A 14588-nucleotide genomic window follows, 5' to 3' on the forward strand; every position below is an offset into this window, starting at 1 on the left:
GTCCGATTTCGACCGACAGCTCTCCCGAAGCTCTCCTGAAAGGAGTGGTGAGCCAGCATGCACACGATCCGATGTGAGATCGACGCCGAGTACAGCGGTACCGAGGCACTCGCCGACCTCGCCTGGCGTTGGCTCACCGAGGGCGCGGACCGCTTGGAGGACGAGTCCTTCCAGGGGACCCTCGACTCCACCGGGCAGGTGGAGGAGTCACTGAAGAAGTCGGTACCGTGCGGTCCGCCCGGGACGCTCTGGGGTTTCCTATCGGTGACCAGTGTCAAAGGCACCGGCCGGGGGGTCAGCAACCGCTCCCGGGTGCTGACCCGCAAGAATCTGCCGATGCTGCGCAAGTGGTTGGTCTCGGATGTGCAGCTGGCCGAGACCGCGGTCTACCAGCTGGACGACCGAGGTATGCCCGGCCAGGAGCTCCTGCGCATGGGTGTCGCGCGTGACGAGGATGGCGAGGGCTGGATCAGGTTGAGCGCGGAGGCACCCAAGGAGCGCTTCGCGTCGGCCCAGCTCCGCTGGACCGAGTTGCTGCGTGACTTCGCGGAGGAGGTCGACCCCAGCTACGCCCAGATCGGCTACAGCCTTTCGCTGGGCCGCACTGAGTACGAGGAGCGGGTCGGCCCGCTCCTGCCCTATTTGTCGCTGGCAGAGTCGCGGCAGCTGCTGCGCGGATACGAGTGGCTGATGGTGATCCCGCGCGAGATCGCCCAGCTGCTGGGCGGCGCCGACGGGATCACCGCGGCCGGTGACTTCCACCGGATCGAGACCCTGCGCGACGGCGCGGTGCTGCTCCAGGTCACGCCGGAGTTCGACGACTTCACCGGCGAAGCGATCGAACGGACGTGGCGGCTGCTGCGCCCGGCACTGCGGCCAGGGATGCCCAAGCGCTTCGAGGACTCCGACCTGACCGGCCCGCCGAGCCGGATCTGGTACGCCGACATCGCCTGATCACTGCAGGGCCGACGAGGCTGGGGTAGCCGGAACACACATCCGTCTACCCCAGCCTCTTCCGATTCCAGGCCCCCAGTCAGGCTGAGGTGGTGACTTCGGAGCGGTGTGCGGGGCGAGGGCAGCACCGGCAGCGTTGACCGATGGCTTGTAGGGGTTCCACAGTGCCCCCGCTCGTCTCTCTCCGTCCGTTCGCCGGCATCGCTGGCAGCCCAGCGCCAGTGTCGGTGGCGAGCTGGGGACAACCCCGCCGGTGGACAGCCGGTGGACAGCCGGTGGACAGACGCCTTTGGACAGTGCAACACGAGGCGGTGTGCAGCAATTTGCTGTACCTAGTCTGACCAGCAGAAACATCACGAGCTGGCACGACACGGCACCACGGAATTGATCGCTCATTGTCTCGTCATGCGTAGGCCTCGGGTTCGAATCCCGAAGACGAGCGCGTGAAGTGTTGGCGCCGCCCACCGCCTGGGGTCATGCCCCTCTTCGTAACGGTCGGGATATCAACTCACGCCGACGGCCCTGTTGCCTCACCCCAGGAAGGTCAACCGGACCTGACGGTGGGGGTTGGAGATGTTCGTGTCCACCAGGACGACGGACTGCCAGGTTCCCAGTTCCAGGCGGCCGGCGATCACCGGCAGGGTGGCGTGCGGCGGGACCAGGGCCGGGAGGACGTGGTCGCGGCCGTGGCCGGGGCTGCCGTGGCGGTGGCGCCAGCGGTCGTCGGCGGGGAGCAGGTCGTGGAGTGCGGACAGCAGGTCGTCGTCGCTGCCGGCTCCGGTCTCCATGACGGCGATGCCCGCGGTGGCGTGCGGGACGAAGACGTTGAGCAGCCCGTCGCGGCCGTGTGCGGCCTGGTCGAGGAACTCGGTGCAGGCTGCGGTGAGATCGTGGACGGTCTCGGCGGAGCCGGTCGGGATGTCGAGGGTGCGGGTGGTGAACGCGTCGGCCATGTCTCCATGGTCGCCCAACGCCGCCGGATCCGCGTTTGAGATTCCCGTCCGGGTGGCGAGACGACGTTGACCGGGTACGGGACGGCTCGCTAGGTTCTCCCGCATGTTGCGTCCTCTTCTGCTCACCACGCGCGGTCACATCGACCTGCTGCGGGTGGCCTCCGCCGCGTGTCGTCGCGGCTGCTGACGCCTTCTCACTCGTTCGTCCTTCTTCTCGCCTCGCTCTTTAGCGCGCTCCCGGGCTGATCCCGCACATATCCGTACGGATTCGTACGGATCCGACCCGTCGGGAGCCTGCGCGCCGAGGCGTGTCTCCGTCTGCCGCCCCGCCGTGGAGTCGCCATGACCATCAGCAAACCACCGCCGGACATATCCGTAATTCCCGACCAGGGCGACGTCCTTGAGCTGGAACCGATCATCTCGGCGGCCTCCCGGCGCCGCCACGTACCCCGCTGGCTGCGCCGCACCGCGGGACCCCTGCTCCTGCTGGCCCTGTGGCAGGTGCTGAGCAGCACCGGGGTCCTGGAGCCCGACATCCTCGCCTCCCCCGGCACCATCGCGCGGGCCGGGAAGGAGCTGATCGCGGACGGGACGCTGCCGTCGGCGATGCTGGTCTCGCTCCAACGCGTCGCCCTCGGCCTCGTGTTCGGCGTTCTGGCGGGCACCGCGCTCGCTCTGGTCTCCGGGCTCTCCCGGCTCGGCGAGGACCTGGTCGACGCGAGCGTGCAGATGCTGCGGACCGTGCCCTGGGTCGGTCTGATCCCGCTGTTCATCATCTGGCTCGGCATCGGCGAGGCGCCCAAGATCGCGCTGATCTCGCTGGGTGTCGCCTTCCACCTCTATCTGAACGTCTACGCCGGCATCCGCGGCGTGGACGAACAGCTCATCGAGGCCGGCACCTCGCTCGGCCTGTCCCGCTGGGGCCTGGTGCGCCATGTCGTCCTGCCGGGCGCGCTGCCCGGCGCGATGACCGGGCTGCGCTACTCGCTGGCGACCGCGTGGCTGGCGCTGGTGTTCAGCGAGCAGATCAACGCCGACGACGGCATCGGCTTCGTCATGAACCAGGCCCGCGAGTTCTTCAGGACCGACGTGATCGTCGTCTGCCTCGTCGTCTACGCCTTCCTCGGCCTGACCGCCGACATCGTCGTCCGCACTCTCGAAAGGCTGCTGCTGCAATGGCGACCGACCTTCACCGGCAAGTGATCCGGCCCGCAGGCCAGAAGACCGACCGGAAGCCGGACCGTCCGGGAACGGGGACAGGAACGGGGACAGGAACAGGAACGGGGGCCGGAACGGCGGTCCGGGTCGAGGGGCTGACCCGCGCCTTCGACGGGCGCGCCGTGATCGACCGGCTCGATCTCGACATCCGGCCGGGCGAGTTCACCGCCCTGCTCGGGCGCAGCGGCTGCGGCAAGAGCACGCTGCTGCGGGTGCTGGCCGGTCTTGACCGCGAGGTCGAGGGTTCGGTGCTGGTGCCGCGCCGGCGTGCGGTCGCCTTCCAGTCGCCGCGCCTGATGCCGTGGAAGCCGGTGTGGCGCAACGTGCTGCTCGGGCTGCCCGGCCACCCCGACCGCGCGGTCGCGGAGCAGGCGCTGGAGGAGGTCGGGCTCGGCCACCGGTCCGGCGCCTGGCCCAAGACGCTCTCCGGCGGCGAGGCCCAGCGCGCCTCGCTGGCCCGCGCCCTGGTGCGGGAGCCGGATCTGCTGCTGCTCGACGAGCCGTTCGGCGCTTTGGACGCGCTGACCCGGATCACCGCCCAGCGGCTGGTCGCCGAACTGTGGCAGCGGCGCGGGTGCGCGGTGCTGCTCGTCACCCATGACGTGGACGAGGCCCTGCTGCTCGCCGACCGCGCCCTGGTGATGGAGAACGGCGTGATCGCCCACGACAACCCCGTCGCACTGCCGCGCCCCCGCGATCCGGGTGACCCCCGGTTCGCCGAACTGCGGTCCCGTCTGCTCGATCAGCTCGGCGTGGACAACCACCCGGCCGCCCAGGCGGCCTGACGACCTCTCGACCCTGCGACCTCCCGACCTCTTGACCTCTCGCGCTCGTTCCGAACGGAAGAAACGACCTCCCATGAAACGCTTCGCCCCCGCCCTGCTGCTCCCGCTCGCCCTTCTGCTGACCGCCTGCGGCGGGTCGTCCGCGGCCGACGACTCCTCGGGCTCGTCGAACACCTCGGGTGGCCTGGGGAGCGTCACGCTCAACGTCGGTGACCAGAAAGGCGGTTCCGAGACGATCCTGCGGGCCGCCGGGGAACTGGAGAAGGTCCCGTACAAGATCAAATGGTCGACCTTCACCTCCGGGCCACCCCTGCTCGAAGCGGTCAACGCGCGGGCCGTGGACATCGGCGGGGTCGGCAACACCCCGCCGGTCTTCGCGGCGGGCGCCCACTCGAAGGTCACGGTGGTCGGCGCCTCGCACGGCTCGTCCGCCGGTGAGGTCATCGCGGTGCCCAAGGGCTCGGATCTGACGTCGGTGGCCGACCTCAAGGGCAAGTCGGTGGCGGTCGCGCAGGGCAGTTCCGCCCACTTCCAGCTGGTGGCCTCACTCGCGAAGGCGGGCCTGAAGCTCACCGACGTCAAAGTCAGCTATCTGCAGCCGGCCGACGCCCTGGCGGCGTTCAGCCGGGGCCGGGTGGACGCCTGGGCCATCTGGGACCCCTACACCTCGCAGATCCTGCGCAACACCGGCGCCCGGGTGCTGACCACCGGGGACGGCGTCGTCAACGGGCTGTCCTTCCAGGTCGCCGCGCCCGCGGCACTGGCGGACAAGAACAAGTCCCAGGCGATCGGTGACTACCTCGGCCGGCTGCGCCGGGCCCAGGACTGGGCGTTCAAGCACCCCGAGGAGTGGGCGAAGGTCTGGTCGAAGGAGACCGGGCTGCCCTACGCCGTCGCGCTGGACGCGGTGAAGCGCAGCAGTGGAACCCGGGTGGCGGTCGCCGTGGACGACGCCGCGATCGCCTCCGAGCAGAAGATCGCCGACACCTTCGCCGATCTCCGGCTGATCCCGAACCACTTCACGTTCAAGGACTTCGTCGACCAGCGCTTCAACACCGGTCTGCCGGCGTCGAACACACCGGCTCGCACCTTCGGAAAGGCCTCCTCCTGATGTCCGTGCACCTGCACTGGTTCCTTCCCACGGGCGGCGACGGCCGGACCCTGGTCGACCGCCACGCCTACACCGACGGCGGCATCAAGCGCTCGCGGATCACTCCGATCAGCGGGGTTCGCGCGCCCGACATCGACTACCTGGCGCAGATCGCCCGCGCCGCCGACCAGTTGGGCTTCGAGGCCGTCCTGACGCCGACCGGCACCTGGTGCGAGGACGCCTGGCTGACGACGGTGGCGCTCTCGCAGCACACCGACCGGCTGAAGTTCCTGGTGGCGTTCCGGCCCGGCGTCATCTCGCCGGTGCTGGCGGCGCAGATGGCCGCCACGTACCAGCGGATCACCCGCGGCCGGCTGATGCTGAACGTCGTGACCGGTGGTGACTCCACCGAGCAGAAGCGCTTCGGCGACCATCTGGACCACGACAACCGCTACGCCAGGACCGACGAGTTCCTGACGGTGGTGCGCGGCGCCTGGGAGGGCAAGCCGTTCGACTTCCACGGCGAGCACTACCAGGTGGAGGGCGGCCTGGTGGCGCTGCCGCCCGAGCCGCGCCCGCCGGTCTTCTTCGGCGGCTCGTCGCCGGCCGCGGGGCCGGTCGCGGCCCGGAACGCGGATATCTATCTGACCTGGGGGGAGCCGCCCGAGCAGGTCAAGCAGAAGATCGACTGGATCCGCGGGCTCGCGGAGGCGGAGGGCCGCACGGTCAGGTTCGGCATCCGGCTGCACGTCATCTCGCGCGACTCCTCGAAGGACGCCTGGGCGACCGCGAACCGGCTGCTGGACGACCTCGACGACGACACCGTCGCCGCCGCCCAGCAGGCCCTCGGCAAGAGCGAGTCGGTCGGCCAGCAGCGGATGCTGGCCCTGCACGGCGGCTCCCGCGACAAGCTGGAGATCTCCCCCAACCTGTGGGCCGGGGTGGGGCTGGTGCGCGGCGGCGCGGGAACGGCGCTGGTGGGCAACCACGCCGAGGTCGCGGACCGGATCGAGGAGTACCACGCCCTGGGCGTCGACCACTTCGTGCTCTCCGGCTACCCGCACCTGGAGGAGGCGTACTGGTTCGGCGAGGGCGTGACGCCCGAGCTGGCGGCACGCGGACTGCTCGACACCGTCCCCGGCTCCCCGCTGGCCGGGGTCCCGGCCACGAACGGCCGTCCGGCGTCCGCGCCGGGCGGTGCGCCGCTGCTGCTCGCCGGGGGGCGTTGAGCGGCGGCGGAGTTCACGGCTGCCCGTCCGCCGGGAGATCGTTCCCGGCGGACGGGCAGCCGCTTCCCGATTGGTCTGGACCATTTGCCCGCTGTCGGGATACCCTCCCACTGCCGCCGCGCGCCAAAGGGGGACAGCCGACGTGAACACCTTGCACCGTATCGCCGCACTGGTCGACGCCTGCCTGCTCCCCGCCTGCCGCAGCGAACGGCTGCCGGACTGGATACGGCTCGGGCTCGACCGGGGGATGCCGGGAGTGGTCGCCTACGCGAGCTCTCCCGACGCCTCCCGCCGGATCACCGACGCGCTGCACGAGCGGCTCCCGGACGGCCTCACCGGCCGCCCGGGCGGAGCACCGAGCCCTCGCGCCAACGATTCCGGAACCGGTGGCAGCGGCAGTTCCGCGGCCGCCGAACTGGTGGGCCTGGGAGCCAACTTCCATCTCGGCGTCCGGCCGGCGCTGCGCGCCGACGAGACTCGCGTCTTCGTGACCGATCTGCAGGCGCACGGGGTCGCCGCGGCCCTCGGCCCCTTCACCGGCGAGGGCCCGCTGCGGCCGTTCGCCGAAGGCGCCGCCGCCGGGGTGCGGGCGATCACCGCCGGACGGACGCCCGTTCCGGGCGGCGACGGCCTCCCGGCGACCCTCAGCGGCCAGGCCGTGACGGGCGTGCTGCGCGGCGACCTCGGGTACGGCGGGGTGGTGGTCAGCGACACCCTCGACGCCCCGTCGATCGTCAACGGCTGGGGCGTGCCGGGCGCGGCCGTGCTGGCCTGGATCGCCGGCGTCGACCTCGTACAGCTCGGCCCGGCGTGCGGTGCGGGGGTGCGCGAGGCGATCCACACCGCCGCCGCCCCCGCGGTGGCCGACGGGGACCTCGCACCCGCCCGGCTGGAGGAGGCCGCCGAGCGGGTGGCCCGGCTGCGGCGCTGGGCGTCGGAGCCGCGGATGCCGGCACCGACGGCCGCGGAACAGGCCGCAGCCTCCTCCTCGACCCCTGTTTCGGCGCACGCTTCGGCCACCCGCCGCTGACGCCTCGCGGGAAGCTTTCCGCGCCGCCTACGGTTGGTAGAACCGTGAACGACTTGAGCGGAGTGCACGAGGTCGACGTCGCCGTCATCGGAGCAGGACAGGCGGGCCTGTCGGGCGCGTACTTCCTCAGCCGCGCCGGATTCCGTCCCGACGAGGGCTTCGCCGTCCTGGACCACTCCCCCGGCCCCGGCGGCGCGTGGCAATTCCGCTGGCCCTCGCTCACCTACGCCAAGGCCCACGGCGTCCACGACCTGCCGGGCCTTCCGCTGGAGGGCGCCGACCCGGCCCGGCCCTCCGCCGAGGTGGTCTCCGAGTACTTCGACCGTTACGAGCGCACCTTCGACCTGCGCGTCCACCGCCCGGTGAACGTATCGGCGGTCCGCGAGGCGGGCGGCGGGCGGCTGCTCGTCGAGACGGACGCCGGAGCGTGGTCCGCCCGCGCGCTGATCAACGCCTCCGGCACCTGGGACCGCCCGTTCATCCCGCACTACCCCGGCCAGGAGACCTTCCTCGGCCGCCAGCTGCACACCGCCGGCTACCGGGGCGCGGCGGAGTTCGCCGGCCGCCGGGTCATCGTCGTCGGCGGCGGGACCTCCGCCGTGCAGCTGCTGATGGAACTCGCCGAGGTCGCCGACACGACCTGGGTCACCCGGCGTCCGCCGCTCTTCCGCGAGCAGCCGTTCGACGAGGACTGGGGCCGCGCCGCGATCGCCCTCGTCGAGGAGCGGGTCAGGGCCGGGCTGCCGCCGCAGAGCGTGGTCAGCGTCACCGGCCTGGCGGCCACCGAGGCGGTCCGCGCCGCGCGGGCGCGCGGGATCCTCGACCCGCTGCCGGCCTTCGACCGGGTCACCGAACACGGCGTCGCCTGGAACGACGGCCGCGAGCTGACGGCCGACGTCATCCTCTGGGCCACCGGCTTCCGCGCCGCCCTCGACCACCTCTCCCCACTGCGGCTGCGTGAGCCCGGCGGCGGCATCCGGCTGGACGGCACCACCCGCGTCGCGAAGGACCCCCGCATCCACCTCATCGGCTACGGGCCCTCCGCCAGCACCATCGGCGCCAACCGGGCCGGGCGCACCGCGGTCCGCGAGATCCGCGAACTCCTCGCCGGCGGAGCCCGCGGAGCCCGTGAACCGGAGGAGCCCACCCCCGTACGGTCCCCCGCCCTCGCGCACTGACCGCCCGGCCGCGGGGAGCGCTAACCTTCCGCCCATGGTCAACTCGCGCTCGCGGCGGGAGCTCCCCGCCTTCCCCGGCGCCCTCGATACGGCTGCCCCCTGGGCGCTACGAGGCCACTGGAGCACGGCACGCCAGAAAACATCCGATGTCTGCTTCCCACTGCTCCCGCGCTACGGCAGTATGAGCCCATGCGCGTAGCCCTCTTCGTGACCTGTGTGAACGACATGCTCTACCCGGACACCGGGCGGGCCACCGTGGCGCTGCTCGAACGGCTGGGCGTGGACGTCGACTTTCCCCCGGCGCAGACCTGCTGCGGGCAGCCCCAGTTCAACACCGGCTACCGGCACGAGACCGAGCCGCTGGTGCACCGGTACGCGGCCGCGTTCGAGGGCTACGACTACATCGTGACCCCGTCGGGTTCCTGTGTGGCCATGGTGCGCGAGAACTACCCGCGGATCGGGGCGAAGGCCGCCGCCGAGGGGCGCGGCGACAGCCTCGCGGAAGCGGCGGCGTCCGTGGTGCCCAGGACGTACGAACTCACGGAGTTCCTGGTGGACGTGTTGAAGGTGACCGACGTCGGGGCGTACTTCCCGCACGCGGTCACCTACCACCCCACCTGCCACGGGCTGCGGGTCCTGGGGCTCGGGCGGCGCCCGCTCGCCTTGCTGGAGAAGGTCGGAGGTCTGCAGCTGCGGGAGCTGGAGGGCGCGGAGGAGTGCTGCGGCTTCGGCGGCACCTTCGCCGTCAAGAACGCGGCGGTGTCCGGCGCGATGGGCGCGGACAAGACCCGGCACATCGCCGGCACCGGGGCGGCGGCCGTCTGCACCGTCGACAACTCCTGTCTGATGCACATCGGCGGCACGCTGGCCCGGGAGGGCTCGCCGGTCCGGCCGGTGCACATCGCCGAGATCCTCGCCGCGACGGAGGAGCACCCCTACCCGATGGAAGAGGTCCGATGAGCGGCACGTATCTGGGGATGCCGGCCTTCCCGGAGGCCGCCGCGAAGTCGACCCAGGACACCCAGCTGCGCGGCAATCTGCGGCATGCGACGCACACCATCCGCGCCAAACGCGCCGTGGCGGTGGCCGAGTTGGACGACTGGCCGCAGCTGCGGGCCGCCGGCGCCGCCGTCAAGGACCGCACGCTGCGCCATCTCGACCACTATCTGGAGCAGTTGGAGACGGCGGTCACGGCCGCGGGCGGCGTGGTCCACTGGGCGGCCGACGCCGCGGAGGCCAACCGGATCGTGACCGACCTCGTCCGCGCCACCGGCGAGACCGAGGTCGTCAAGGTCAAGTCGATGGCCACCCAGGAGATCGGGCTCAACGAGGCCCTCGCCGAGGCCGGCATCCACGCCTACGAGACGGACCTCGCCGAACTGATCGTGCAGCTCGGCGACGATCTCCCGTCGCACATCCTGGTCCCCGCGATCCACAAGAACCGGTCCGAGATCCGCGACATCTTCACCGAGCGGATGGGCGACTGGGGCCGGGCGGCACCCGCCGGGCTGTCGGACGAGCCCGCCGACCTCGCCGACGCGGCCCGGCTGCACCTGCGGGAGAAGTTCCTGCGGGCCAAGGTCGCCATCTCCGGCGCGAACTTCATGGTGGCCGAGACCGGCACCCTCGTCGTCCTGGAGTCCGAGGGGAACGGCCGGATGTGCCTGACCCTGCCCGAGACCCTCATCTCGGTCGTCGGCATCGAGAAGACCATCCCCACCTGGCGGGACCTGGAGATCTACCTCCAGACGCTGCCCCGCTCCTCGACCGCCGAGCGGATGAACCCGTACACCTCGACCTGGACCGGCACCACGGAGGGCGACGGACCGCAGACGTTCCACCTGGTGCTGCTCGACAACGGCCGCACCGACACCCTCGCCGACACCGTCGGCCGCCAGGCGCTGCGCTGCATCCGCTGCTCCGCCTGTCTGAACGTCTGCCCGGTCTACGAGCGGGCCGGCGGCCATGCGTACGGCTCCGCCTACCCAGGACCCATCGGCGCCATCCTCACCCCGCAACTGCGCGGTACGGCCTCGGCGCTGGACGCCTCACTGCCGTACGCGTCGACGCTGTGCGGCGCCTGCTACGAGGTCTGCCCGGTCGCGATCGACATCCCCGAAGTCCTGGTCCACCTGCGGGAACGGGTGGTCGAGGGCGGAGCGGTGACGCTGCGCGGCACCCGGGCCGTCATCAAGCCGGCCAAGGGGCACGCCGCCGAGCGGGCCGCGATGCGCGCCGCCCGCTGGACGCTCGACCATCCGGCCGCACTCCGCGCCGGCCAGCGGCTGGCCGCCCGCACCCGGCGGCTGCACCCGGCCCGGCTGCCGGGCCCGGGGCGGGCCTGGTCCGCCACCCGCGAACTGCCGGCCGTACCCGCCGAATCGTTCCGTGACTGGTGGCAGCGCACCCGGGGAGAAGGAAAGAACACATGAGCCACCCCAACCCTGTGAGCCGGCCGGGCGGTGCGAGCAGCCGGGAGCGGGTCCTCGGACGGATCCGCCGCGCGCTGGCCGATGTGCCGCGCGACGAGCTCCCCGGCAGCGTCCCGCTGGACCGCGACTATCTGCGGGTGCACGGGACCCGGACCCCGGAGCAGACCGCCGACCTGCTGGCCGTCCATCTCGCGGACTACCGCGCGCTGGTCCACCGGTGCCCGGCCGACGGGCTGGCGGAGCTGATCGCCACGCTGCTCGCCGAGCGCGGCGCCCGCTCCGCCGTCGTTCCCGACGGCCTGCCCGACAGCTGGCTCACCGCCCTCACCGGGGTGGAACTCGTCGCGGACACCCTCGCCCTGACGGCGCGGGAACTCGACGCGGTGGACAGCGTGGTGACCGGTTGCGCCGTGGCCGTCGCGGAGACCGGCACCATCGTGCTGGACGGCTCCGCGGGCCAGGGCAGGCGCCGCATCACGCTCGTGCCCGACCATCACATCTGTGTGGTCCTGGCCCCCGGCCAGATCGTCGACTCGATCCCCGAGGCGATGGAACGCCTCGACCCCGCCCGCCCGCTGACCTGGATCTCCGGCCCCTCGGCCACCAGCGACATCGAGCTCGACCGGGTGGAGGGCGTGCACGGTCCGCGCACGCTGGAAGTGGTCCTGGTGGGCGAACCGGCGCGGTGAGCGGCTGATCCGACGGTCTACGCGGACTTGGCGAACTCGGCGGTGGAGAGCCGCTCGTCACGGCGGACCAGCGCCGCGTAGCGGCCGTCGCGTGCCAGCAGCTCGTCGTGGGTGCCGCGTTCGGCGATCCGGCCCGCGTCGAGGACCACGATCTCGTCGGCGTCGCGGACGGTGGAGAGCCGGTGGGCGATGGTGATGGTGGTGCGGCCGGCCGACAGTGCGTCGATGGCTTCCTGGACGGCCTGTTCCGTGCGGGTGTCGAGCGCGCTGGTGGCTTCGTCGAGGATGAGGACCGGCGGGTCGCGCAGGATGGTGCGCGCGATGGCCAGCCGCTGCTTCTCGCCGCCGGAGAAGCGGTAGCCGCGTTCGCCGACGAGGGTGTCGTAGCCGTCGGGGAGACCGGCGATGTGGTCGTGGATCTGGGCGGCCTTCGCGGCGGCGACGATGTCCTCGTCGGTCGCGTCGGGCTTGGCGAAGCGCAGGTTCTCGGCGACCGAGGCGTGGAAGAGGTAGGTCTCCTGGGCGACGACGCCGACCGTTTCGGCGAGCGTGTCGAAGGCGAGGTCGCGGACGTCGACGCCGTCGATCGTGACCCGGCCGCCCGTCACGTCGTAGAGCCGGGGCACCAGATAGCTGAGCGTGCTCTTGCCGGAACCCGTGGAGCCGACGATGGCCAGGCTGCCGCCGGCCGGTACGGCGAGGTCGATGCCGTGCAGCGTGCGGGGGGCGCCGGAGGGGTCGTACGAGAAGTCGACGTTCTCGAAGCGCACGTCGCCGCGGGCGCGGTCCATGCGGACCGGGTCGGCGCGCTCGGTGATGTCGACGGGCAGGTCGAGGTATTCGAAGATGCGCTGGAAGAGCGCCAGGGAGGTCTGCACCTGGACACCGGTCGACAGCAGGCTCACGGTCGGGCGGAACAGTCCCTGCTGGAGCGAGACGAAGGCGACGAGGGTACCGATGGAGATGGCGGGCCCGCCGTTGCTCATGGTCAGGCCGGCGGCCCAGTACAGCAGCGCGGGCATGGCGGCCATGACGATGCCGATGGTGGACATCCGCCACCGCCCGGCCATGTTGGAGCGCACTTCGAGGTCGACCAGTTGCTCGGACTCGTCGGAGAAGGAGCGGGTCAGCGAGTCGGAGCGGCCCATGGTGCGGCCGAGCAGGATGCCGCTGACGGACAGCGACTCGGTGACGATGGCCGACATCGAGGCCATCTGCTTCTGCCGCTGGGTGGTGATCTTCTTGCGCTCACGGCCGACCCGGCGGCTGATCCACACGAAGACCGGGAGCAGCAGCAGCGAGACGATCGTCAGCCGCCAGTCCAGGGCGAGCATCGCGACCACGGAGGCGATGACGGCGGTGAGGTTGGAGACCAGCGAGGTCGCGGTGGACGTCACGGTCGCCTGCATGCCGCCGATGTCGTTGGCGATACGGGACTGCACCTCGCCGGTGCGGGTCCTGGTGAAGAAGGCGAGCGACATGCGCTGCAGCTGCTCGTAGACCGAGGTGCGCAGATCGTGCATGACGCGCTGGCCGACGGTGGTCGAGATCAGGGTCTGCAGCACGCCGAAGACGCTGGTGACGACGGCGGTGGCGATCATGCCGAGGGCGAGCAGGCTGAGCAGCCCGGTGCGGCCCTGCGGGATCGCGGTGTCCAGGATCGCCTTCAGCAGGAAGGGCGAGGCGACCGAGACGAGGGAGGAGAGGGCGACCAGCACGCCCACGAAGGCGAGCTTGCCGCGGTAGGGACGGAAGAGCCGCACGATGCGGCGTACGTCGGTGGGTGTGTCGGGGTCCTTGGGCGGTGGCGTCCACCGTGTTTTGTCGGGGTGCAAAGGGCTCCTCGGGAGGTTGCTGGAGGTCGGTGCCGGTTCGGGCCGGCGGTGTCGGAACAGTGCCCGCACAGACCGCCGGGCCGGGCCGACTTTAGGAGTGTAAGTCATTGTTACCTATGTTCACAATGACTTACATCCTGATATCCTTGGGCCATGGATCCCCGCACCACCCCCGCGCCCGAACCCGCCGCTGAGTCCGCGGCGGAGTCCGCCGCCGCCGAGACCACCGGCCGCCTCGCCGACCAGCTGCTCAATCTGACCAAGCGCCTCCACCGGGCCCAGCGCCGGCACCTGGAGCCGCTCGGCATCACCCCGGCCCAGTCCCGGCTGCTGCGGACCGTCGCGCACAGCGAGGCCCCGCCGCGGATGGCGGACCTGGCCCGGCGGCTGGATGTCGTTCCGCGTGCGGTGACCACGCTGGTGGACGCGCTGGAGACGCACGACCTGGTGCGCAGGATCCCCGACCCCGCCAGCCGCCGGGTGATCCGTATCGAGCTGACCGAGGCCGGCGGCGCGACGCTGCACCGGCTGCGGCTGGCCCGCCGGGCCGCCGCCGAGGATCTCCTCGCCCCGCTGGACACCCCCCAGCGCGAGGCGCTGACCGCGCTGCTCGCCACCCTGGACGCGGCGGCGCCCCCTCGGCCGCGCTGCTGAAGCGCGCCCGAGGGGGCGTCGTGGTGGAACTCACCCGGCGGCGTTCCCTCCGCCGGGAGGAACCGCGAACCGCCGGCGACCGCTAGCGCTGGGACGGCATGCGGTGGCCGGCGCCGTTCTCGGAAGGCACCTGCTGGACCACTGCGGTGCAGGCGCTGCACCGGCGGGCGGCCTGGGGTATCGGGGTCAGGCACTCCGGGCACTCACCCATCGGCGCCGCGGCGGCCTTCGGGAAGAACCGCTCCTGCATCCGGTTCATCGGCAGGATGACCAGGAAGTAGATCACCGAGGCGACGATCACGAAGCTGATCGTCGCGTCGATGAAGGCGCCGTACGGGAACGTCACTCCCGAGACGGTGAACGCCTTGCGGGAGTAGTCGCCGGAAGCTCCCGACATGAGCCCGACGACCGGGGTCAGGAACGCCTTGACGAAGCCGCTGACCAGTGCGGTGAAGGCCGCACCCACCACGATGCCGACCGCGAGTTCGACGACGTTGCCGCGCAGCAGGAACGTACGAAAGCCCTTCATAACTCAGGAATC

15 protein-coding genes are annotated in these 14588 nt (G+C 71.6%); 12 read left to right on the forward strand and 3 right to left on the reverse strand.

The genetic code is table 11. From position 1 onward, the window contains the following. The first annotated feature begins 57 nt into the window (after nt 1-57). Nucleotides 58-954 (forward strand): DUF3396 domain-containing protein, encoded by an 897-nt coding sequence (locus C8250_RS10295; protein WP_138353114.1) that lies wholly within the window; start codon nt 58-60, stop codon nt 952-954. A gap of 530 nt (nt 955-1484) precedes the next feature. Here C8250_RS10295 and C8250_RS10300 read toward each other — a convergent pair. Further along, complete coding sequence (locus C8250_RS10300; RefSeq protein ID WP_138353113.1) at nt 1485-1907, reverse strand: secondary thiamine-phosphate synthase enzyme YjbQ; 423 nt, start codon at nt 1905-1907, stop codon at nt 1485-1487. A 103-nt stretch (nt 1908-2010) separates the two neighbouring features. Between C8250_RS10300 and C8250_RS44820 the strand changes: the two genes are divergently transcribed. The 10 genes from C8250_RS44820 to C8250_RS10345 all read left to right on the forward strand — a co-directional run bounded on the left by C8250_RS44820 (nt 2011) and on the right by C8250_RS10345 (nt 11558). Beyond that, nucleotides 2011-2094 carry a putative leader peptide gene (locus tag C8250_RS44820; RefSeq protein WP_346268798.1) on the forward strand — a complete coding sequence of 28 codons (84 nt, stop codon included), beginning with the start codon at nt 2011-2013 and terminating at the stop codon, nt 2092-2094. Between the two features lie 155 nt (nt 2095-2249). Beyond that, entirely contained in the window at nt 2250-3110 is an 861-nt protein-coding gene (locus C8250_RS10305; protein WP_138353112.1) for an ABC transporter permease, read from the forward strand. Next, a complete protein-coding gene (locus C8250_RS10310; protein WP_138353111.1) occupies nt 3083-3910 on the forward strand; it encodes an ABC transporter ATP-binding protein in 828 nt (275 codons plus the stop codon). The genes C8250_RS10305 and C8250_RS10310 overlap by 28 nt, the downstream gene beginning before the upstream one ends. 73 nt (nt 3911-3983) lie before the next feature. Beyond that, nucleotides 3984-5021 (forward strand): ABC transporter substrate-binding protein, encoded by a 1038-nt coding sequence (locus C8250_RS10315; RefSeq protein WP_138353110.1) that lies wholly within the window; start codon nt 3984-3986, stop codon nt 5019-5021. Next, nucleotides 5021-6229 carry an LLM class flavin-dependent oxidoreductase gene (locus C8250_RS10320; RefSeq protein WP_138353109.1) on the forward strand — a complete coding sequence of 403 codons (1209 nt, stop codon included), beginning with the start codon at nt 5021-5023 and terminating at the stop codon, nt 6227-6229. Before C8250_RS10315 ends, C8250_RS10320 begins: the two co-directional genes overlap by 1 nt. A gap of 142 nt (nt 6230-6371) precedes the next feature. Continuing rightward, nucleotides 6372-7259: a glycoside hydrolase family 3 N-terminal domain-containing protein gene (locus tag C8250_RS10325; protein WP_138353108.1), complete on the forward strand. Its 888-nt coding sequence runs from the start codon at nt 6372-6374 to the stop codon at nt 7257-7259. A gap of 53 nt (nt 7260-7312) precedes the next feature. Further along, the gene (locus tag C8250_RS10330; protein WP_138353131.1) at nt 7313-8437 is read left to right on the forward strand and encodes an NAD(P)-binding domain-containing protein; all 1125 of its coding nucleotides are present in this window, start codon (nt 7313-7315) and stop codon (nt 8435-8437) included. A 189-nt stretch (nt 8438-8626) separates the two neighbouring features. After that, the gene (locus C8250_RS10335) at nt 8627-9397 is read left to right on the forward strand and encodes a (Fe-S)-binding protein (RefSeq protein WP_138353107.1); all 771 of its coding nucleotides are present in this window, start codon (nt 8627-8629) and stop codon (nt 9395-9397) included. Next, nucleotides 9394-10869, forward strand: coding sequence for a lactate utilization protein B (locus C8250_RS10340; RefSeq protein ID WP_138353106.1), 1476 nt, complete (start codon nt 9394-9396; stop codon nt 10867-10869). Before C8250_RS10335 ends, C8250_RS10340 begins: the two co-directional genes overlap by 4 nt. Further along, nucleotides 10866-11558: an LUD domain-containing protein gene (locus C8250_RS10345; RefSeq protein ID WP_138353105.1), complete on the forward strand. Its 693-nt coding sequence runs from the start codon at nt 10866-10868 to the stop codon at nt 11556-11558. The genes C8250_RS10340 and C8250_RS10345 overlap by 4 nt, the downstream gene beginning before the upstream one ends. A 17-nt stretch (nt 11559-11575) precedes the next feature. On the opposite strand, the gene C8250_RS10350 is transcribed toward C8250_RS10345, so the two are convergent. Continuing rightward, complete coding sequence (locus C8250_RS10350; protein WP_138353104.1) at nt 11576-13393, reverse strand: ABC transporter ATP-binding protein; 1818 nt, start codon at nt 13391-13393, stop codon at nt 11576-11578. A gap of 153 nt (nt 13394-13546) precedes the next feature. Here C8250_RS10350 and C8250_RS10355 point away from each other — a divergent pair, with 153 nt between their 5' ends. Continuing rightward, a complete protein-coding gene (locus C8250_RS10355) occupies nt 13547-14047 on the forward strand; it encodes a MarR family transcriptional regulator (RefSeq protein ID WP_138353103.1) in 501 nt (166 codons plus the stop codon). An 82-nt stretch (nt 14048-14129) separates the two neighbouring features. On the opposite strand, the gene mscL is transcribed toward C8250_RS10355, so the two are convergent. Beyond that, nucleotides 14130-14576: a large conductance mechanosensitive channel protein MscL gene (mscL, locus tag C8250_RS10360; protein WP_138353102.1), complete on the reverse strand. Its 447-nt coding sequence runs from the start codon at nt 14574-14576 to the stop codon at nt 14130-14132. Nucleotides 14577-14588 lie beyond the last annotated feature (12 nt).

It is taken from the genome of Streptomyces sp. So13.3, assembly GCF_005860785.2.
GTDB classification, from domain to species: Bacteria; Actinomycetota; Actinomycetes; order Streptomycetales; family Streptomycetaceae; genus Actinacidiphila; species Actinacidiphila fildesensis.